The sequence below is a fragment of the Marinobacter sp. C1S70 genome, from assembly GCF_000475355.1.
GTDB lineage: Bacteria > Pseudomonadota > Gammaproteobacteria > Pseudomonadales > Oleiphilaceae > Marinobacter > Marinobacter nauticus.
The window spans coordinates 123,255-143,228 of the sequence record NZ_AXBW01000011.1; the positions used below are offsets into that span (position 1 = coordinate 123,255).

General features: G+C 57.4%; 17 protein-coding genes. 15 read left to right on the plus strand and 2 right to left on the minus strand.

Translation table 11 applies throughout. From position 1 onward, the window contains the following. The first annotated feature begins 18 nt into the window (after positions 1 to 18). The 11 genes from Q669_RS02680 (at position 19) to Q669_RS02730 (ending at position 10,976) form a co-directional block, all read left to right on the plus strand. The gene (locus Q669_RS02680; protein WP_011785090.1) at positions 19 to 861 is read left to right on the plus strand and encodes an AAA family ATPase; all 843 of its coding nucleotides are present in this window, start codon (positions 19 to 21) and stop codon (positions 859 to 861) included. A 22-nt stretch (positions 862 to 883) separates the two neighbouring features. Further along, on the plus strand, positions 884 to 2,062 hold the full coding sequence (locus Q669_RS02685; RefSeq protein WP_011785089.1) for a vWA domain-containing protein: 1,179 nt from the start codon (positions 884 to 886) through the stop codon (positions 2,060 to 2,062). Positions 2,063 to 2,477: 415 nt separating this feature from the next. Then, positions 2,478 to 2,957, plus strand: a complete 480-nt coding sequence (locus Q669_RS02690) for a hypothetical protein (RefSeq protein WP_022991135.1) — start codon at positions 2,478 to 2,480, stop codon at positions 2,955 to 2,957. An 18-nt stretch (positions 2,958 to 2,975) separates the two neighbouring features. Beyond that, positions 2,976 to 4,616 (plus strand): tetratricopeptide repeat protein, encoded by a 1,641-nt coding sequence (locus tag Q669_RS02695; protein WP_022991136.1) that lies wholly within the window; start codon positions 2,976 to 2,978, stop codon positions 4,614 to 4,616. Positions 4,617 to 4,657: 41 nt separating this feature from the next. Beyond that, positions 4,658 to 7,432 (plus strand): outer membrane protein assembly factor BamD, encoded by a 2,775-nt coding sequence (bamD, locus tag Q669_RS02700; RefSeq protein ID WP_022991137.1) that lies wholly within the window; start codon positions 4,658 to 4,660, stop codon positions 7,430 to 7,432. Continuing rightward, positions 7,429 to 7,917, plus strand: coding sequence for a tetratricopeptide repeat protein (locus Q669_RS02705; protein ID WP_036148514.1), 489 nt, complete (start codon positions 7,429 to 7,431; stop codon positions 7,915 to 7,917). The genes bamD and Q669_RS02705 overlap by 4 nt, the downstream gene beginning before the upstream one ends. Continuing rightward, on the plus strand, positions 7,914 to 8,285 hold the full coding sequence (locus Q669_RS02710) for a hypothetical protein (RefSeq protein ID WP_022991139.1): 372 nt from the start codon (positions 7,914 to 7,916) through the stop codon (positions 8,283 to 8,285). The genes Q669_RS02705 and Q669_RS02710 overlap by 4 nt, the downstream gene beginning before the upstream one ends. A 26-nt stretch (positions 8,286 to 8,311) precedes the next feature. Further along, the gene (locus Q669_RS02715; RefSeq protein WP_022991140.1) at positions 8,312 to 8,962 is read left to right on the plus strand and encodes a MotA/TolQ/ExbB proton channel family protein; all 651 of its coding nucleotides are present in this window, start codon (positions 8,312 to 8,314) and stop codon (positions 8,960 to 8,962) included. 40 nt (positions 8,963 to 9,002) lie between these two features. Further along, entirely contained in the window at positions 9,003 to 9,533 is a 531-nt protein-coding gene (locus tag Q669_RS02720; protein ID WP_022991141.1) for an ExbD/TolR family protein, read from the plus strand. Continuing rightward, positions 9,530 to 10,018 carry an ExbD/TolR family protein gene (locus tag Q669_RS02725; RefSeq protein WP_022991142.1) on the plus strand — a complete coding sequence of 163 codons (489 nt, stop codon included), beginning with the start codon at positions 9,530 to 9,532 and terminating at the stop codon, positions 10,016 to 10,018. The genes Q669_RS02720 and Q669_RS02725 overlap by 4 nt, the downstream gene beginning before the upstream one ends. Then, positions 10,011 to 10,976, plus strand: a complete 966-nt coding sequence (locus tag Q669_RS02730) for an AgmX/PglI C-terminal domain-containing protein (protein WP_022991143.1) — start codon at positions 10,011 to 10,013, stop codon at positions 10,974 to 10,976. The genes Q669_RS02725 and Q669_RS02730 overlap by 8 nt, the downstream gene beginning before the upstream one ends. Before the next feature lie 13 nt (positions 10,977 to 10,989). Here the strand turns inward: Q669_RS02730 and Q669_RS02735 are convergent, their stop codons facing one another. Further along, entirely contained in the window at positions 10,990 to 11,475 is a 486-nt protein-coding gene (locus Q669_RS02735) for a MaoC/PaaZ C-terminal domain-containing protein (RefSeq protein ID WP_022991144.1), read from the minus strand. A gap of 223 nt (positions 11,476 to 11,698) precedes the next feature. Here Q669_RS02735 and Q669_RS02740 point away from each other — a divergent pair, with 223 nt between their 5' ends. The 3 genes from Q669_RS02740 to Q669_RS02750 all read left to right on the plus strand — a co-directional run bounded on the left by Q669_RS02740 (position 11,699) and on the right by Q669_RS02750 (position 18,671). Then, positions 11,699 to 13,375 carry a long-chain fatty acid--CoA ligase gene (locus Q669_RS02740; RefSeq protein ID WP_022991145.1) on the plus strand — a complete coding sequence of 559 codons (1,677 nt, stop codon included), beginning with the start codon at positions 11,699 to 11,701 and terminating at the stop codon, positions 13,373 to 13,375. A gap of 127 nt (positions 13,376 to 13,502) precedes the next feature. Beyond that, positions 13,503 to 17,423, plus strand: a complete 3,921-nt coding sequence (gene hrpA / locus Q669_RS02745) for an ATP-dependent RNA helicase HrpA (RefSeq protein ID WP_200861784.1) — start codon at positions 13,503 to 13,505, stop codon at positions 17,421 to 17,423. A 126-nt stretch (positions 17,424 to 17,549) separates the two neighbouring features. Beyond that, positions 17,550 to 18,671 carry a beta-ketoacyl-ACP synthase III gene (locus tag Q669_RS02750; protein WP_022991147.1) on the plus strand — a complete coding sequence of 374 codons (1,122 nt, stop codon included), beginning with the start codon at positions 17,550 to 17,552 and terminating at the stop codon, positions 18,669 to 18,671. Positions 18,672 to 18,677: 6 nt separating this feature from the next. Here Q669_RS02750 and Q669_RS02755 read toward each other — a convergent pair whose 3' ends face one another. Next, positions 18,678 to 19,085, minus strand: coding sequence for an acyl-CoA thioesterase (locus tag Q669_RS02755; RefSeq protein ID WP_014421347.1), 408 nt, complete (start codon positions 19,083 to 19,085; stop codon positions 18,678 to 18,680). Positions 19,086 to 19,173: 88 nt separating this feature from the next. On the opposite strand from Q669_RS02755, the gene Q669_RS02760 reads away from it, so the two are divergent. Beyond that, entirely contained in the window at positions 19,174 to 19,956 is a 783-nt protein-coding gene (locus Q669_RS02760) for a VacJ family lipoprotein (protein WP_022991148.1), read from the plus strand. The last annotated feature ends 18 nt before the right edge of the window (positions 19,957 to 19,974 follow it).

Genomic DNA, 19,974 nt, shown 5'->3' on the forward strand with positions numbered 1-19,974 from the left:
CCAACAGGAATCAGACACATGAAGTTTACCGGCACCGATAAATACGTAGCCACCGATGACCTGCAAATGGCAGTCAATGCAGCGATCGCGCTGCAGCGTCCGTTGTTGATCAAGGGTGAACCCGGCACCGGTAAAACCCTGCTGGCGGAGGAAATGGCCGCGGCGCTGGGAATGACTCTGATTCCCTGGCACATCAAGTCGACCACCAAGGCCCAGCAAGGCCTGTACGAATATGATGCGGTGTCCCGCCTTCGGGATTCCCAACTCGGGGACGAGAAGGTCAAAGACATTCGCAACTACATTGTGAAGGGCAAGCTCTGGGAAGCCTTTGAGGCGGACGAGCAGGTGGTGCTGCTGATCGACGAAATTGACAAGGCGGATATCGAGTTCCCGAACGACCTGTTGCTGGAACTGGATCGAATGGAGTTTTTCGTTTACGAAACCCAGGAGTTTGTGAAAGCGAAGAAACGCCCGATTGTGGTCATCACCAGTAACAACGAGAAAGAGCTGCCAGATGCCTTCCTGCGCCGCTGCTTCTTCCACTACATCAGCTTCCCGGATCACGACACCATGAAGAACATCGTGGATGTTCACTTCCCGGGAATTCAGCAGCAGGTGGTGCGGGATGCGCTGGAAGTGTTTTTTGACGTTCGCAAGGTGCCGGGGCTCAAGAAGAAGCCGTCGACATCCGAGCTGATCGACTGGCTCAAGTTGCTGATGGCGGATGAGCTCTCTGCCAAAGCCCTGCAGGAGAAAGACTCCAGCTCGGCTCTGCCACCGCTCTATGGTGCCCTGGTGAAGAATGAGCAGGACGTTCATTTGCTGCAGAAGCTGGCTTTCATGGCGCGTCGCCGAAACTGATCACCGACAAGAGCCTTGCTTTATGTTGATTGATTTTTTCCTCGAAGTACGGCGGGCCAAGGTGCCGGCCAGTCTGCGGGAATTCCTGGACCTGCTGGAGGCCATTCAGCAGCGCCTGGCATTCGCAGACATGGAGGAGTTCTATTACCTGGCCAGGGTGTGCCTGGTTAAGGATGAGCGGCACTTTGACAAGTTTGATCGCGCCTTCCAGGCCTATTTTGAAGGCATCGAGAATCTCGATGATCTGCTCGAGGCGCTGATTCCGGACGATTGGCTGCGCGCCGAATTCGAGAAACATCTGACCGATGAAGAGAAAGCCAAGATCGAGTCTCTCGGCGGGCTGGAAGAGTTGATCGAAACCTTCAAAAAGCGCATGGAAGAGCAGAAGGAGCGTCACGCCGGCGGTAACAAATGGATTGGTACCGGCGGAACCTCACCGTTTGGTGCCAACGGTTACAACCCGGAAGGTTTCCGCATCGGCCAGAACAAGGGTCGCCACGGCCGGGCGGTTAAAGTCTGGGAAAAGCGTGAGTTCCGTGATCTGGACGACAGCATCACCCTCGGCATCCGCAACATCAAGGTCGCCTTGCGCCGGCTGCGTAAATTTGCCCGACAGGGCGCGGCAGACCAGCTCGACATGGATGACACCATCCGCTCAACGGCCCGCAATGCAGGATACCTGGACCTGAAAATGGTTCCGGAGCGGCACAACGCCGTGAAGGTTCTGATCTTTTTTGATGTGGGCGGTTCAATGGATCCTCACGTTCGCGTGTGTGAAGAGCTGTTCTCCGCGGCACGTCTTGAGTTCAAGCACATGGAGTATTTCTACTTCCACAATTTCATTTATGAAAGCGTGTGGAAGAATAACATCCGGCGCATGAACGAGACGCTCAGCACCTGGGACATCCTGCATAAATATACGCCGGACTATAAGGTGATTTTTGTCGGGGATGCCACCATGGCGCCTTATGAGATCACGCATCCCGGTGGCTCGATCGAACACTGGAATGAGGAAGCAGGCGCCACCTGGTTCCAGCGTGTGACCGAGCATTTCCGAAAGGTGGTGTGGCTCAACCCGTTACCAGAAAGCTACTGGGGATCGGGTGGTTCACTGGGCATTACCCAGCAATTGGTCAATAATCATATGTACCCTTTGACCATTGAGGGGCTCGAATCGGCCATGAGGCAGTTGAGTAAATAAAAAAAAAGCCGATGCGGTTGAGGGCATCGGCAAAGCTCGGCATATTCAAGCGGGGGTTGCCCGAAAGGCGCTCCCGCCATCTCTGGTAGAGCAATTCCGGGGCCATGCCCCTGTATCTGTTTTTAGTATCAATAAGTTGCCTCGTCATAGGGCCGTCCGGTCCTTTGTGATCCGCCTCCCTTTTCTTTGTTTCTGTCAAATTAGTCGACGCTTTTCGTTGCCGATACCCGGCCAAATGCTCATTTGGTGAAATGGATACCGTTCTTGGTTGTTAGCGGGTGTTACTCTTTATTTCGAAATGTTACCTGAGCCGCGCACCAGCGCGGCCCGGCAAGGCAGGAAAGTGATGTTCGGCAGACAAAAACCACAAAAGTGCCGGATTGCCCCAGGGATCAGGGGGGGTTGTATATCCGGAATGATCATTGCCGCGATGGCGGCAACCTCCCACGCATCGTCGCTCGATGAGCAGATCGAGCGTCTGAACGCTGACATTACCCGGCATACCGCAAGTGTGCATGCCCTCGAGCAGAAACTGCTGCACCCGGTGAATACCCGGGTGGCGGTCTTTCTGTCGTTGGCGAACAGGCAAGCCCTTGAGCTGGATTCGGTAGAACTGTTCGTCAATGAGCAGCCGGTTACCGCTCATCTGTACACAGAAAACGAACGGAGCTCACTGGGCCAGGGCGGTGTACATCAACTGTTTATCGGCAACCTCGCGGACGGAAGACATACTCTCAAGGCAGTGATCAACGCCCGGGCGGCCAACAATCGTTTCGTGCGCCGGGAGATTGTCCACGATTTCCGGAAACAGCCCGGCACTTTGCGCCTGCAGATGACGCTGAACGCCAAGGCACCGGACTATGAACCGGAAGTCTCATTTGTTGAGTGGAAATAACCGGCCATGAATGGGCGCATGTCTCTGTTCCTCCGAAACAGTATTGGTGTCATGGCAGCGATGCTGGCAGGTGTGGCAACGCCGGTAGCAAATGCCATGGATAACTCGTTGGCATCTGGTGTGGTTCGCTTTGCGCTGGATACCGGTGAGGCTTCCTCGGTTGTCGGGTTGGCAATGAAGCTTGAAGGCGAATCGGCCGATTACCTTCAGGCCCGGCTTATGCTGGCCTCGGGGCAGCATGACGAGGCCAGGGCTGGGTTTGAGGGTGTATTTAACGGTGCGTCTCACCGTGGCGAAGCGGCATTGGCTCTGGCTGAAATGGCACAGGAAGATGGCGATCTCACCGGTGCGGAAAACTGGTACCAACAGGCGCGCCGAACCGGCTATGGCGAAGTGGCTCAAAAAGCGCTTCTTGGTCTGGCGGAGCTGGCCAGAATACAAGGGAAGACCGACGCGGCCGGTCAATACCTTGCGCGTATGGAACATGGCTACTGGGCGGCCGTGGGCTATATGAACCTGGCGGCGGATTTCGCCCGCGATGATCTCGATTCGTCACGGGCCCTGGTTTCGCTCCGGGTTGCCATGGCCATGGCTGCCAAGGATACCGACACCAGCCGGAGCCGGGCACTGCTAGATCAGCTCAATCTCCGGGCCGGCTATCTTGCATTGGGTAGCGAAGATTACGACAAAGCGATTGATTTCCTGGAGAAGGTCTCTCTGGAAAGCTATCACACACCTCAGGCTCTCTACCTTCATGGACTGGCGCTGTCGCGCAAAGGTAACCACCGTGCCGCCATGCAGAGCTGGCACCGTGCCAAGAAATTTCCGCTGGCGTTTCCCGGTGTTTCAGATGCGTGGATTGGTATGGGCCGTGGTTACGATCTTTCCGGGTACCCGGGCCAGGCGGGAGAATCCTGGTTGGCAGCCAACGCGGCCTATGAGGGAGAACGGGTTACCCTTGGCAAGTTGTCCGAAAGGATCACGGCTGAAGGAGCCTACAAAGCTCTGGTTCAGGATGCCCGTAGTGACGACATTCAATGGTTTTTGGCCGATAACCGAACGTTAACCCAGCCACGAATGGCGTATCTTCTGCGCTTCATGGAAGAACCCGGGGCCCAGGTGGCGGTGCGGAGGGTGGCGCGCCTTGATGAGATGGTCGCAACACTGGATGCGAGCAAGTACAACCTGGAGGTTTTCATCCAGGCCCTTGAAGGCTTTATGGCCTCGGCCGGTTCAGGGGGGGCGGCGCCACAAACCGCTGGGCTTGAGCAACAGCAGAGTGATCTGGAATCCAGGTTGAATGGGTTGGTGGAGCAGGCGGCAACGCCTGCCCAGGTCACAGAGTTGCGTCAGCTAAAACAGTCCCTGGCAGGAGCCGGCCGCCGCATGGGCGCGTTGAATGAGCAGATCCTCCAAAGACCTGAGCGCCTGGAGACGGTTCTGGACGAAGCTCGTGCATTGAGCGACGCCACCAAGGATTTACGTTACAAGACCCTCAGTCTCCGGGAGCAGGCTGCGCGAGAACTGGATGCACTGGCACTGGCGTTTGTTAAAACGCAGACCCAGCGCATGACTCACGCGCTGGACAAAACCGAGCAGCAAATCGCCCATCTCTACGAGTATCTCGCTCTGGAAAATCTCGGGGAGGGTGCACAGTGAATCTACCTTTTGCTCCGAAGTCCTTCGCGGCACTCCTTGTAATGGCTATGACGTTGGCCCATGCGCCGGTTTTTGCGCAGGAATCGTTCCGCGTGGAGTTGGGGCGGGATGGTGAAACCCTGGGGGATATGCGCCCGGTGTTTCTGAAATTTGAGAGCCGGCCACTGCCGGCGATTTCGCCTCTGGAAGTGGCTCGCCGTTATCAGAAGCTGTTTGAGTCCTCGGATGAGCCTGAAGTGCGGATAGACGCCCTGAACCGGCTCAACAACATCCGTGATAGGTCGGGAGAGGACGTCGGGTTCTCCGAAGAGCGGGAAGCGGCCATCTATGAGGAAGTGCTCGAGAGCTACGAAAGCATTCTGGCAAAAGGGTCCTTTTCCGGGCGTCTCGACGAGTTGCTGTACCAGATGGCCAAGGCCCACGCGCTGACCGGGCAACCGGAGCAGTCCATCGCAAGACTGAAACAGCTTGTTGGGCTTTACCCGAACTCGGGACTGGTACCTGAGGCCCGCTTCCGCATTGCGGAAGCGGCTTTCTCGGCCGGGCGCTACGCGGAGGCAGAGGCCGGTTACCGACAGTTGCTGGAGCATGACAGCCATCAGGAACTCGCCGCCAAAGCTCGCTACATGCTCGGCTGGAGTCAGTTCAAACAGGGTAATCCCGCTTGGGCCCGTGCGTCAGCCAGCTTCATGGCGGTACTGGACCAGCAGTTACCAGACCACTCCGCCCTGGCCAACCCGCCGGCGCAGTCCATGGATATGCTGGAGGACACCTTCCGGGTGCTGGCCTTGATGGCATCCCGCCAGAGTGATGCCCGGACCCTTGCCGACTGGCTGGATGGTCGTGAGTCATCAGCATGGCAGCATCTGTTATACGACCGGCTTGCGGATCTGCATGCGGTGGAACGCCGTTATGAACGGGCGGTGTCGGTCAACAACGCCTTTGTGTCCGAGTTTGCGGGCCATACAGCGAGCCCGGATTTCCTGGCCCAGAGTGTTTCCTACTGGCAACTGGCCGGTAATACCCCACAAGCTCTGGCGGCGCGGGATGATTACGTCCAGCGTTTGGGGGCAGAGGCCCGATTCCAGACGATGACTCCTGAGCAAAAGGGGCTTTGGGCGCAATACAGCCGCTTCCTCGCTGATCACTACTACGCCACCGGTACAGACCTCAGTAGCCGGAACCAAACGGCTGCCGCCAGTGAAGCCCGGGCCAAAGCCGCCCACTATTACGAGCGGCTTGCACCTCGCTCGGAACAAGCCGGGGAATTGCTCCATCTCGCAGGCGATGCCCGGTTACTGGCTGGCGATCGGACTGAAGCCGTCAGGAATTTCCGGGCCGCAGCCTACGACCATCGCCATGGGGATTCCCGGGATTCGGCCTGGGCCGCTATCCGAATTGTTCGTGAGGATCTTGAGCTGGCATCAGGAGAGAGCAGAACCGCGGCGCTTCTCGTACTGAGCAACGAAGAGCAGCGATATGCAGAGGCGTTTGGCCCGGATGAACGTCTGTCGGGGCTCCGTGCCGACCTTGCCAACCGTTGGTACGACCTGGGCGAATTCGAGCGTGCCCTGCAATACGCCAGTTCTACACTGACCTGGGAGCGGGCTGGGGTTACCGAGCGTTACGCCGCGTGGTTGGTGACCGCGCGTATTCGACAGAAAAACAACGAATTTGGGCTAGCTGAACGTGCGTGGCGCCAGGCTTTGCCATTGGCTGACGAAGCCAGCCCGGATGCAGAAAGCCAGAGACGCAGTCTTCTGGAGCAACTTGCGACCGCTATCTATCAGCAGGGCGAAAAGGCTGCTCGTGCCGGCGACGCAACTTTGGCCGTGGCGCATTTCCAGAGGGTTGAGGGCGTTATGCCGGGCTCTGAAATTGCGATCAAGGCTCGCTATGATGCCGCGAATACTTTGCTTCGGGCATCCGACTGGCTGGCTGCCATCAATGAACTCCAACGCTTCCGGATGGATTATCCGAGTCATGAGCTTACGCCTGAAACCAGTGAGAAGCTGGTTCTTGCCTATCAGGAATCTGGCCAGGGATTAAAAGCCGCGGAGGAGCTGCTGAGTCGCTCAGAAACGCTTGTGGACCCGTGGCCCACCAGACTGCGTGCTGCGGCCATTTTCCACGCAGAGGGTGACAGCGCTTCCCGAAACCAGCTCTACAAAAACTGGCTGGCGGTTGCACCCGCGCCCGATTCCGCCGACGAGCATGTTCAACAGCAGACCATGCGCCAACGGCTGATCGAATCGGGAGACTCGGTGATTGCCGTACGTGAACAACTGCTGGCTCGGGAACGAGCCAGCCATTGGCATTCCGAGGATACCCTGAAATGGGCTGCCGATGCTGCACTGTTCTTTGGTGCCCAGACGGCAGAGCGTTTTGCCGGCATTGCACTGGTTCACCCGCTGGAGCAGTCACTTGCACGAAAGCAGGCGGCCATGCAGCAGGCTCAGGAGTATCTCCAGGAGGCAGAGTCCTTTGCCGGCGATGGAGTACGTTCGGAGGTTTTATATCGCCGTGCTGAACTCTATCGAACATTGGCGTCTGACCTCATGTCCTCTGAAGTACCTGCGGAACTGAACGAAATGGAAGCCATGCAGTATCAGATGCTCCTGGAAGAGGAAGCGTTTCCGCTTGAGGAAGAGGCCATGGCGCTGCACGCCCGCAACCACGAACGTATCCCCACGGAGGGTTTCGATGAGTGGATTCAGCGCAGCCTGGAGGCCCTGGCCACCATGCACCCCGGGCGCTACGACCGACAGCTTCGCTGGATGAGTTGGACGACGGACACCAATCAGGGAGGCTCATGATGAGGTTGAGAGGGATACCCCAGGTTTTCCGGTTTTTACTTCTTCTGGTTCTTGCGGGGTTGGCTGGCTGCGCTTCCAAAGCGCCGGCACCTGAAAAAGTGGCGCCGGTGTATCAGCCGGAACAGTCAAAAGAGTGGGAGCGGCAGGGCCGGCAGGCCTACGAAGCCGGTGACCGGAAGACGGCGCTGGAGGCCTGGCACCAGGCGGTTGCGGCGGATCCTGCCAACGTGAGGGTCCGCAACAATCTGGCACTGCTTCTTAAAGAGCAGGAGCGCTTTGAGGAAGCCGCCGAGATGCTGGAAGCGGGGTTGAAGGTGACGCCGAAGGTGGCGGAACTGCATTACAACCTGGCGGTGATATCGGAGCTCTACCTGCTGGACCTCGACAAGGCGCTGGAACATTACCAGCAATATCAGTCCCTGGTGGGGGAGGAAGGCTCGCAGGTTGCCGGCTGGATTGCAGATCTTGAACGGAGGCTGGAATGATGCTGTCCAGGTTAACGTGCTGCGGTTTCCCCCTGTTTGTTCTGTTACTTTGGCCGGCCATCGGCTATTCCGCAGAAGGGATCAGTGAGGCGGGGCAGAGCCAACAGAACGTTCTGCAGGTACGGGGGCTCTCCGCTGGCACCGGCGAAGACGATCCGAGAATTCTGTACATATTGCCCTGGCAAACGCCGAGCCTGCCCCGGCGCCCGAGAACCGAACTCAATCAACAGGCACCGGAACTTTTGCATCCGGTACCTCAACCGGTTCTGGAGAACCACCGCCAGTTCCGCGAAACCCTGAACCCCCTTGTGCTGACACCAACGCTTTCTGCAGGGCAGGGCGCCGCACCAGTCGAGTCGCAACCGTAACGTCGCAGTAGATGGAGAACTACACCATGCTTGATACCGTTATCCGCTTTTTCCAGGAGGGTGGTCCCTTCATGTACCCGATTGCCATTGTGCTTGCACTGGGGCTGGCGATCACTCTGGAACGTTTCCTGTATCTCGGAGCGGTTCGCCGTCGAAACCGGGTGGCATTTGAGCGCGGCATTCTGCCCGCACTGCAAAAACGTGATTACCAGCGCGCCATGAAGGCGGCGTCCAGCTCAGACAGCGCAATTGCCTCAGTGCTTGGCGCTGGCATTGCCCGGTTGATCAATAACTGCCGGCGTGAAGACATCGAATACGCGATGGAAGAGGGGCTGATGGAAGTGCTGCCCCGATTGGAAAAGCGCACGCAGTATCTCGCCACCCTGGCCAACATTGCGACGCTGCTGGGCTTGCTTGGCACCATCATTGGCTTGATTGCGGCATTCACCGCGGTTGCTGCCGCAGACCCCGCGCAGAAGGCATCGCTGTTATCGGAAAGTATTTCCGTGGCCATGAATACCACTGCTTTTGGCCTGATGTCGGCCATTCCGCTGCTCCTGTTCCATGCGGTACTGCAGACCCGCACCAACGAGATTGTCGACAGTTTTGAAATGGCGGGGGTCAAGCTCCTTAATATGGTGTCTGAGCCCGCAAACCGGCCGGCGGCGGCCGCCTGATTGTGCCGGCATTCCAGGATCTGATCAGGAGTAGCCGAACATGAGACGTCGACATCGCAGGCTGACGGCCTCGGCAGACCTCGACATTACCGCCTTTCTCAATTTGATGATTGTGCTGGTACCGGTGTTGCTGCTGGGCATGGTGTTCAGCCAGATCCGGATGATCGAGCTGAACTTTCCGGGCATGGAAGCCGGCCAGGCGCCGGATGCCGAATCGTTCCGGCTGGTGGTCACGGTGCTACCGGAGGGTATTGAGGTAGCGGACAGTGACCGCGGCCTGATCGATGTGATGCCGGTTAGTGGGCAGGGCCAGGACTATTCACGACTGAGTGAACTGTTGCAGCAGATCAAGTCCCGGATGCCCGACAAGACGGACGTGATTCTGGAAGTCGGACCAGATGTGGACTACCAGACTCTGGTGTCGGTTATGGATACCGTGCGCTCTTACCAGGCGGTGGTGGCAGCGAGCGTTGTGGAAGCAGAACTCTTTCCGGATGTGTCTCTGATGGATGCCAGTGAGGATCGCAATCTGGCCGCTCGTCCGGTGGAAGGCAAAGGAGAAGGCGCGTGAAGTTGTCGAGACGAGCCCGGCTGCGCCAGCGTCACTATGGTCGGATGCACAAGGCTGGTGGCCTGAATCTGGTGTCGCTGATGGATATCTTTACCATCCTGGTGTTCTTCCTGATGGTGAATTCCTCAGATGTGAAGGTCATGCAGAACACCGCGGATGTTCCGCTGCCCAGTTCGACTGCCAAACAGGAAGCGGTGGAGAACCTGACCGTACAGGTGGTCGGCCAGTCCATTCTGGTTCAGGGCCGGGAAGTGGCGCGTCTGGACGGCATCGAAGCCACGGATACCCGCATTGCCGGCTTGTCCGAAGAGTTGGCGTACCGAAGGAACCGTTGGGCTGAGGTACCGGAAAACGGTCTTGAAGTTACGATTATGGCAGCGAAAGATACCGATTACCGGTTGCTGAGAAAGATCATGCAGACCTGTGTCGATGAGCAGTTCCGGCAGGTACGTCTGGCGGTGGAGTCGGAGGTTCGTAATGGTTGATCGCAGGGAGCTGTCGCAACCTTCCCGGCTGCCCTGGTCCAGGGACAGAGCAGAGTCAGGCCGCTTCGGCCTGATAACCGGGCTGATGCTGGCGCTGTTTCTGATTCCTGCCCTCATTATTCCGGGCCTGCAGGTACCGGAACCTGAGCGTGAACAGGCGGAGCAATTGCCGCCTCGGCTGGCGAAGCTGGTACAGCCACCCAAGCCGGTTGAGCCACCCGAGCCGGTTGTGGAGCCAGAGCCTGAGCAATCCAAGCCAGAGCCGGAACCGAAGCGGGTTGAGGCGCCGCAGCAGATCCCTCCTGAACCGACGGTAGCGAAATCGAAGCCTGAGCCTGCGCCTGCGCCGCAGACGACCGAGCAGGCTCGTGAAACCGCCTCACGTTCCGGCCTGTTTGCCATGAAAGACCGGCTCAGTGCTCTGACGTCTTTGGACACTCCGGCACCTGAGGTGCGGCGTGTCGCGAATGTTAATAACAGTCAGGCGGTTGGCCTGGCACCGGAAACGCCGAATGATTCGGTACTGCAAGGCAGCGGCGGTGTTGAAACCCGCGAAGGGCCAGTTCGGGAAGTCGAACTGGCAAAGCATGAAACCAGTGACGTAGCCGCTCCCCGGGAAACCGCGCCTCAGGTGGCAAGCCAGCCGGAACCCGCCCGGCCGTCAGTGGGCGAGCGTGCCATGAGCAATATCCGGCAGGTATTTGATGCCCAGAAGAGCGTGCTCTATTCCCTGTACCAGCGGGAGTTACGGCAGGATCCAACCCTTGAGGGTAAGGTTACCCTGGAACTGGTGATTGAGCCGGATGGCAGTGTCTCAGCCTGTGACGTGGTGGGCTCGGAGCTGGACCACCCGATGCTGGAGAAGCGCATTGCTTTGCGCGTACAGATGTTCAATTTCGGGGCAGCCAATGTGGAAACCCGGAAGGTACGATTCCCCATCGATTTCCTTCCGGGGTAATGCCGGCCGAAACTCAGTTTTCGATGGTGATTTTCGGCAAGCGGGGTTTTTGCAACGACATCTTTTCGGTGGGGGCAATCACCTTGGCCTCGCCGGTAACCACTTGATCACCGTTCTGATTGCGCACATCGCAGCCAAAAGAGACACGGTTTTTAGGTTCCTTGCGAAGCACCGACAAGGTGACGGTCAGTGTGTCGTCCAGCTTGACCGGTCGTTTGAAGGACAGGCTCTGTTCCAGGTAGATGGTGCCGGGGCCGGGCATTACTGTGGCCAGGGCGGCAGAAATCAGTGAGCCACTCCACATACCATGAGCGATGCGCTCCCGGAACATGGATTCTGCGGCAAACTCGGAATCCAGGTGTACCGGGTTTACGTCTCCGGATACCGCAGCAAACAGCACCAGCTCATCTTCGGTGAGGGTGCGTGTGAAGGTGGCTGAATCGCCCTCGTTCAGTTCGTCGTAGGTAATGTTTTCCAGCGTATCCAGGGTGTCGCTCATCACAGGCTCCGGTGATTCAGTGTTCGAGTACGGTTGTACCGTTTGCTGATCTGAAAACTACCTCATCGTTAACAAAACTGCTATTCTCTCCCCACTTTTTTGAGGCTGATACTTTAGTCGGGTTGATTTTCCCGAGCGATCGGCCTTGGCAAAACATTACAATCAGGGGGCTTCTGAACCCATCCGGTAATACCCCACAGCGCCAATCAGACAGGAGATGGTGATGGATTTTGAGCAGTTCTATCAAGACAAATACCCAGCTGGCATCCCTCGGGAAATCGATCTCAATAAATACAAGAACATGGTGGATGTTTTTGAGCAGGCGGTACAGAAGTTTGCAGACAAGCCTGCGTTTACAGCAGTTGGCGTTACCCTGACCTATCGGGATCTTGATACTCAGAGCCGTAACTTCGCGGCCTGGCTGCAGAACAAAACCGACCTGAAACCGGGCGACCGCATTGCGGTGCAGATGCCGAACGTTACCCAGTATCCGGTGGTTGTGTTCGGGGCCATGCGCGCTGGTCTGATTGTGGTGAACACCAACCCCCTGTACACCACTCGCGAGATGGAGCACCAGTTTAACGATTCTGGCGCAAAGGCTCTGGTTGTTCTGGCCAATATGGCCGACAACGCGGAGAAGGTGTTGCCCCATACCGGCATCGAGCACGTGATCGTGACCGAGATTGCCGATATGCATTCCCCCATCAAGCGTACCCTGATGAATGCCGCGGTGAAGCACCTCAAGAAGATGGTTCCGGCGTTCAACATTCCGGGTGCTCATAAGCTGCCGGCGGTACTCAGCGCCGGTGCCCGTGAAAAGTTTACCCCGGTCGACATCAAGCTGGATGATCTGGCCGTGCTGCAGTACACCGGCGGCACCACTGGTGTTGCCAAGGGTGCCATGCTGACTCATGCCAACCTGGTGGCCAACCTGACACAAGTCCGGCCAATGCTGGAAGATCAGGTGGAAGAGGGCAAGGAAGTGGTGATTGCACCGCTGCCGCTGTACCACATTTACTCCTTCACCCTGAACTGCGGCATTATGCTGGAAGCAGGTGCCCATAACGTTCTGATTCCGAACCCGCGTGATATCCCCGGCTTTGTTAAAGAGCTGCAGAAGCAGAAGTTCTCTGCCTTTATTGGCCTGAATACCTTGTTTGTGGCCCTGTGCAACAACGAGGACTTCCAGGATCTGGACTTCTCTGGCCTCAAGCTGACTGCCTCTGGTGGTATGGCCCTGACCAGTGATACCGCGAAAATGTGGCAGCGTGTGACCGGTTGCGAAATCAGCGAAGGCTACGGTATGACCGAGACCTCGCCGGTGGTTACCTTCAACCCCCGCAGCGCCATCCAGATTGGAACCATCGGTCTGCCGATTCCGTCCACTGTGGTCAAAACCATTGACGACGACGGCAACGAAACACCGGTCGGCGAGCCGGGGGAACTGTGTGTAAGAGGCCCGCAGGTGATGCGCGGTTACTGGCAGCGTCCGGATGATACACAGAAGTCGTTCACCGATGACGGTTTCCTGAAGACCGGCGATGTGGCCCTGATCCAGGAAGACGGCTACATCCGCATTGTGGATCGTAAAAAGGACATGATCATCGTGTCCGGTTTCAACGTGTTCCCGAACGAAATCGAAGATGTTGTGACTACACACCCGAAAGTGGTGGAGTGTGCCGCCGTGGGGATCCCCGATGCCAAGAGCGGCGAAGCGGTGAAGGTTTATGTCGTGCCCACCAAAGAAGGTGTAACCGCTAACGAAATCAAGGAGTTCTGTCGGGAGCGTCTGACCGCCTACAAGGTACCCAAGCACTTTGAGTTCCGTGATGAACTGCCAAAGAGCAACGTGGGCAAGATCCTGCGTCGTGAGCTGCGGGACGAGGCCAACGCCAAGTAACAGGCGAGGCCCGCATACCAACCAAAGACCCTGCTTCGGCGGGGTCTTTGTGTTTCTTGGCTCCGGATTTCGTTAGACTGTTTCGCCCTGACGTTCCACCTATCCATTGATGAGCCTGCAGCTGTTAATGACTGACAACACTCGTTCCGAAACTCCCGTTGATTCCCGGGCCGCTGTCAAAGCGATGATGAACCAGCTGGACGCCTGTAACCAGCAGGAGGCCGCCCGCATCATTCGTCGTGTAAGCCGTTGCAAGGGTAACCCTGGTAACAAGGACCTGGAAAAGATGGCGCAATGGCTGGATCAGGGGCTGGACAAGGTGCGTAAGCGTCAGGAACTGCACAAGCCGGCGACCTTTCCCGCCGGGTTGCCGGTTAGCGATCGGGTCGAGGATATCAGTGACGCCGTCAATAACCATCAGGTGGTCATCATTGCCGGTGAAACCGGCTCCGGTAAAACCACACAGATTCCGAAGATTTGCCTGAATCTGGGGCGGGGTATCCGCGGCCTGATTGGCCATACCCAGCCCCGGCGGATTGCCGCGCGCAGTGTTTCCAGCCGGATTGCCGAAGAGCTGGGTGAGACGGTAGGCCAGCAGGTCGGGTACCAGGTGCGGTTTACCGACAACACCTCGGAATCGTCCCGGGTCAAGGTAATGACCGACGGTATCCTGCTGGCGGAAGTGCAGCACGACCGTTTTCTGGATCGCTATGACACGCTGATTATCGATGAGGCCCACGAGCGCAGCCTGAATATCGATTTTCTGCTCGGCTACCTCAAGCAACTGTTGCCGAAGCGCCCGGATCTGAAAGTCATCATCACCTCGGCCACGATTGAGGTGGAACGCTTCAGCGAGTTTTTCAACGAAGCGCCCGTAATCGAAGTCAGCGGTCGCACCTTCCCGGTGGATATTCGATATCGCCCCCTGGTTGGAGACGAGGACGACAGGGATCAGGGCTGGACCGACGGTGTTCTCTCGGCATTGGACGAGATTGAACAGCATGAACGGCAGGAAAAGCAGCCTCCGGGGGATGTACTGGTTTTTCTGCCAGGCGAGCGGGAGATCCGGGCCGTGAGCAAGGTGCTGCGCCACGCCGACCTGCGTCATACCGAAGTGTTGCCGTTGTATTCCCGCCTGAGTAACCAGGAACAGAACCGGGTGTTTCAGGGCCACAAGGGACGGCGGATTGTGTTGTCCACCAACGTGGCTGAGACCTCGCTGACCGTGCCCGGTATTCGCTACGTGATTGATACCGGCGTTGCGCGCATCAGCCGGTACAGTGTGCGCTCGAAAATACAGCGGCTGCCAATTGAACCGATTTCCCAGGCCAGTGCCAACCAGCGGGCAGGCCGGTGTGGCCGTGTGGCGCCGGGGATCTGTTTCCGTCTGTACGACGAAACGGACTTTTTGAACCGCCCGGAATACACCGATCCCGAAATCCTGAGAACTAACCTGGCCTCCGTTATCCTGCAAATGGCGACATCCGGGCTGGGTGAGATCCGGCATTTTCCGTTTCTTGAGGCGCCGGACCGTCGCCAGGTCAACGATGGATACAAACTGTTGGAAGAACTCAGCGCCGTCGACGACAAACGGCGTGTCACCAGGCTCGGGCGCACCATGGCCCGATTGCCACTGGATCCCCGGTTAGCCCGTATGCTGGTGACCTCAGCAGAGCAGGGCAGTCTGGCGGAAGTGTTGATTGTGATTGCCGGCCTGAGCGTTCAGGACCCCAGGGAACGCCCACAGGACAAGCAGCAGGCGGCCGACCAGGCTCACGCACCGTTCAACGATAAGGAATCGGATTTCGCTACCCTGCTGAATATCTGGAACTGGTTCGAAGAGCAGCGCCAGGAATTGTCCCAGAACCAGCTCAAGAAACTGTGCCAGAAAACTTTCCTGAGCTGGATGCGAATGCGTGAGTGGCGGGACATTCACCGCCAGCTCACCCTGATCTGCCGGGAACAGAAGCTGACAGTGAATAACCAGCCGGCCAACTACGACGCAGTGCATAAAGCCATTCTGGCCGGCTTGCTTGGCCAGGTGGCGGTGAAAGTGGAAAAGCGGGAGTATCTGGCCACCCGAAACCGGAAGGTGATGATTTTCCCGGGCTCCAAAGTCGGCAAGACGGCACCCAAGTGGATTGTGGCGGCCGAGATCGTCGAAACCAGCAAGGTGTTTGCCCGAATGGTGGCGGCCATTCAGCCCGAATGGGTGGAGCCGCTGGCAGGCCACGTGGTAAAGCACCACTATTTTGAACCCCACTGGGAGCAGAAGCGTGCCCAGGTGATGGGGTACGAGAAGGTCACACTGTATGGCCTGGATGTGGTCCCCAAGCGCCGCATTCCTTACGCCAAGGTCGACCCCGTGGAGTGCCGCAATCTGTTTATTCGCCGCGCCCTGGTTGAGGGGGACTTCCAGTCCAGGGCGCCCTTTATTGCCCGTAACCGCGAAATGCTGGATACCGTCGAGAATCTGGAGAAGAAAACCCGGAGGCGGGATCTTCTGGTGGATGATGAAGTGCTGGTGGCGTTTTACGACCAGAGACTTCCAGCGGATATTGTCAGTGGCCGGCATTTTGAGTCCTGGTGGAAAGGATTATCTGCTGAGGAATTGAAGCAGTTGGAGCTGACCGAGGCCGACGTTCTGCAAAGGCCTCTGGATGAGTCCTCGGCCCAGCAGTATCCCGATTACCTGGAATGGGAGGGGGTGAAGTACCCTCTGAGTTACGAATTTGAGCCAACCAGTGAGCGCGATGGCGTAACGCTGAATGTGCCCCTGATGGCTCTGCGACAGATCCCCGCCCGACGTCTGGAATGGCTGGTGCCGGGGCTGCTTCGGGAAAAATGCATTGCCCTGGTCAAGGGATTGCCGAAAGCGTTGCGCCGGAATTTTGTGCCGGTACCGGACTTTGTCGACGCGGCTCTGGCCAACCTGCAGCCGGACAACGAGCCTCTGGCGATCAAACTGGGTGAACAGCTGCGACGAATGACCGGGGTCCAGATTGATCCGGATGCCTGGCCGGAAGAGGAGCTTCCCCGCCACCTGAGGATGAACCTGCGGGTGACTGGCGATAAAGGCAAGGTCATCGCCGAAAGTCGTGATACTGGTGAACTCCAGGCCAGACTGGAGGGTCGGGCCGAAGAAGCGCTGGCATCGGCGACCAGGGATGAACCCGGGCAAAAACAGGCGGGTGAATACACCGACTGGCAATTCGGCACCTTCCCGGAGCAGGTTCAAACAGAAAAGGGCGGTATGCAGGTCACGGTTTACCCGGCTCTGGAAGATCTGGGTAATAAGGTTCGTGCCACTCGGTGTCTGGACAAACTCACGGCCGAGGATACTCATCGTCGCGGCGTTGCGCGGCTGATTGTGAACCGGTTCGGCAATACCCTGGCGGATCTTGAGCGAAAGCTGCCCCGGTTCAAGCAGTCTGCGTTGATGTTTGCACCGATCGGCCAGGCAAAGGGACTGCTGGATGATCTGGTGTTGTCGACGGTTATGCAGCATTTTCTGGCGGACCAACTGCCCAGAACCGAACAGGCGTTCGCAGAGCTGTTCGACCGCCACCGGGGGGACTTCATTCCTGCTCTGGAAGCTGCTGACGAGCGTCTGTTTCAGGCTATGAACGGCTACCAGAAAGTCGCGAAACAGCTCAAGGGCAAGATCAATCTGGCGCTGGCGGCAAGCATGGCCGACCTCAAATTCCAGTTGCAACATCTGGTGTACCCGGGATTCCTGGTCAATACCCCTGCTCAGTGGCTGGAACGGTTCGGCACCTACTTTGAAGCGGCGGACATCCGGTTGGAAAAAATGGCGCGGGAAATGGGGCGTGAGCGGGAATTTCTTCACACCATTGAGCCATTATGGGCGCGGTATGCCGCGAAACTGGAGCAACAGAAGCGCCAGGGCGTGCGAGACCCGGAGCTGGAAACCTACCGCTGGATGATGGAGGAGTTCCGGGTGTCGTTTTTTGCCCAACAACTGGGCACGGTAATGACGGTTTCGGCGAAGCGGTTGGATAAACAATGGGAAAAGACCCGTATATAACGTTTTCGGATGCACTATAACGGGGCCACTGGACGATAGTCCCACGGGCAATTCTGCCGGACTGTGTTAGTATTTCTGACATCGTGATGTCAGAAACCGTTTTTATAATTGTGACGTGGGGTTATTGTGATTAAAGCCGTCATCAGCGGAACCGGCCTGTATACGCCGCCCGCCATTATCGAGAATGATGAACTGGTTGAAGCGTTCAATCAGTACGTGGAGCTGTTCAACAACGAGCATGCCGACGAAATTGCCCGTGGTGAGGTCGCTGCCCTGCAACCCTCGTCTTCTGCCTTTATTGAAAAAGCCTCCGGTATCAAGCGCCGGCATGTTATTGATCGGGATGGTATTCTTGATCCCCACCGGATGACCCCCTACATTCCGGAGCGCAGCAACGATGAACCGTCGGTACAGTGCGATATGGCTGTGGCCGCGAGCAAGGAAGCCCTGGCCCAGGCGGGTAAAACGGCGGCCGATGTCGATGCCGTCATTGTTGCCTGTTCCAACCTGCAAAGGCCGTATCCGGCCATCGCCATTGAAGTTCAGGAAGCCCTGGGTATTGAAGGCTTTGCCTATGACATGAACGTGGCGTGCAGTTCTGCCACTTTCGGCCTGCAGGCGGCAGTCAACTCGGTCGAAAATGGTGCAGCACGTTCGGTGCTGGTGGTCAGCCCGGAAATCTGCTCCGGCCACTTGAATTTCAGGGATCGGGACAGCCACTTTATCTTCGGTGATGCCTGCACGGCGATACTGGTTGAGCGTGAGGAAGACACCAAAGCCGGCCAGGGTTTTGAAATTCTGGGTACTCGTCTGAAAACCAAGTTTTCCAATAACATCCGGAACAACTTCGGCTTCCTCAATCGTGCCGATGAATCCGGCATTGGCAAGCCAGACAAACTGTTTGTCCAGCAGGGGCGGAAGGTGTTCAAGGAAGTCTCACCCCTGGTGGCCGAGACCATTCAGGGCCATCTGGAATCCCTTTCCCTTAGCCCGGGTAATCTCACCCGGATGTGGCTGCATCAGGCCAATCTGAACATGAATCAGCTGATCGCGCGCAAGGTGCTGGGCCGTGATGCCACTGTGGAAGAGGCTCCGGTGATTCTGGACGAATACGCCAACACCAGTTCCGCAGGGTCCATCATCGCGTTCCACAAATACAAGGACGATCTGAAAGCCGGCGATCTGGGCGTGATCTGCTCATTCGGCGCCGGCTATTCCATTGGCAGCGTTGTGGTCCGCCACCGCTGAGCAGGTTTATCTCGCTGCCAGCGCCCGCAAGGTGTCTGGCAGCGGGGTGGATTTGCGTGTCGCCCGGTCCGTCCAGACGATTTTCGCATAGCCTTCCGCGTAGATATCTCCGGTATCCTTGTCTTTCAACAGGTGGTAAGTGTCCAGGCTGGTATTTCCGGCTTTGTCCGCGTAAGTTTCCACCACCACATTGGCGGGGTGAGTCAGCTCCTTCAGGAATGTGGCGCTGGTCTTTATAATGACCGGCCCGGTGGCATCTTCGGCACCACCGAGTTCCAGTGAGGCAAGCCAGACAATCCGGGCTTCTTCAAAGAAACGAAAGTAAACTGTGTTATTGGCGTGGCCGTATGCATCCATATCACCCCATCGCAGTGCCATGGTGAGGGAGCTGACGGGATTTCCCGGTACTGACATCGGATTTCCTCCGGAAGGTTGAAAAATAATAATAAAGCGCCGGTATTGTTGACGAAACTGAACAGGTTAAACAACCCAAGAGAGCGACATGAAAGAGCGTAAGTCCCGGCGCTGGTCATCCTGGATGGTCATCGCAGTTTTCCCGGCCCTGGCGGTCTTTAATCCGGCCACGGCCCAGAATCTCCAGGAGCCCCCGGGTGAACAGACTATGCCGGTTGAAACCGGCGATCCCTATGAAAACTGGAACCGAAAGGTCTTCGCCTTTAATGATGCTATTGACCGGTGGTTTCTCCGGCCGGTAGCCAAGGGCTATCGCACCGTCACACCAGATCTGGTGGACCGGGGGATTACCAATTTTTTCAATAACCTGACCGAAATCCGTAACTTCACCAACAGCCTTCTGCAGCTGAAGGGTGAGTCTGCGGTTGTGGCGGTTGGCCGTTTTACCTACAACACGGTTTTCGGCCTTGGTGGTTTCTTTGATGTTGCCAACGCCTTCGAGCTGCCCGAGCGGCCGGAGGATTTCGGCCAGACCCTGGCAACCTGGGGAGTGGATTCCGGTCCTTACCTGATGCTGCCGTTGCTTGGGCCGTCCACGCCCCGGTATTTCACGGGTATGGCGGCGGACGGGTTCATGCTGCCTTCGGCGTGGGACTCGGTCGAGAATCCCGAATGGTATTACCTGCGAATGCTCCAGATTGTGGATAAGCGGGCAGACCTGATCCCGGCGGAGAATTTCATTTCCGGGGATCGGTACACGTTTATGCGCAATGCCTTCCTGCAGCGTCGTGAATTCCTGATTAACGATGGTAAGATCACCGAAGATCCTTTCGCGAGTGATGATGACGATCTGATGCTCGACGATTTCTGAGTGTACAAGCCGGGAGGC

Excerpts from the sequence above, each read along its gene's own strand:
- Q669_RS02680 (WP_011785090.1), top strand. The coding sequence starts at position 19 with ATGAAGTTTACCGGCACCGATAAATACGTAGCCACCGATGACCTGCAA.
- Q669_RS02685 (WP_011785089.1), top strand. The coding sequence starts at position 884 with ATGTTGATTGATTTTTTCCTCGAAGTACGGCGGGCCAAGGTGCCGGCC.
- Q669_RS02690 (WP_022991135.1), top strand. The coding sequence starts at position 2,478 with ATGATCATTGCCGCGATGGCGGCAACCTCCCACGCATCGTCGCTCGAT.
- Q669_RS02695 (WP_022991136.1), top strand. The coding sequence starts at position 2,976 with ATGTCTCTGTTCCTCCGAAACAGTATTGGTGTCATGGCAGCGATGCTG.
- bamD (WP_022991137.1), top strand. The coding sequence starts at position 4,658 with ATGGCTATGACGTTGGCCCATGCGCCGGTTTTTGCGCAGGAATCGTTC.
- Q669_RS02705 (WP_036148514.1), top strand. The coding sequence starts at position 7,429 with ATGATGAGGTTGAGAGGGATACCCCAGGTTTTCCGGTTTTTACTTCTT.
- Q669_RS02710 (WP_022991139.1), top strand. The coding sequence starts at position 7,914 with ATGATGCTGTCCAGGTTAACGTGCTGCGGTTTCCCCCTGTTTGTTCTG.
- Q669_RS02715 (WP_022991140.1), top strand. The coding sequence starts at position 8,312 with ATGCTTGATACCGTTATCCGCTTTTTCCAGGAGGGTGGTCCCTTCATG.
- Q669_RS02720 (WP_022991141.1), top strand. The coding sequence starts at position 9,003 with ATGAGACGTCGACATCGCAGGCTGACGGCCTCGGCAGACCTCGACATT.
- Q669_RS02730 (WP_022991143.1), top strand. The coding sequence starts at position 10,011 with ATGGTTGATCGCAGGGAGCTGTCGCAACCTTCCCGGCTGCCCTGGTCC.
- Q669_RS02735 (WP_022991144.1), bottom strand. The coding sequence starts at position 11,475 with ATGAGCGACACCCTGGATACGCTGGAAAACATTACCTACGACGAACTG.
- Q669_RS02740 (WP_022991145.1), top strand. The coding sequence starts at position 11,699 with ATGGATTTTGAGCAGTTCTATCAAGACAAATACCCAGCTGGCATCCCT.
- hrpA (WP_200861784.1), top strand. The coding sequence starts at position 13,503 with ATGACTGACAACACTCGTTCCGAAACTCCCGTTGATTCCCGGGCCGCT.
- Q669_RS02755 (WP_014421347.1), bottom strand. The coding sequence starts at position 19,085 with ATGTCAGTACCGGGAAATCCCGTCAGCTCCCTCACCATGGCACTGCGA.
- Q669_RS02760 (WP_022991148.1), top strand. The coding sequence starts at position 19,174 with ATGAAAGAGCGTAAGTCCCGGCGCTGGTCATCCTGGATGGTCATCGCA.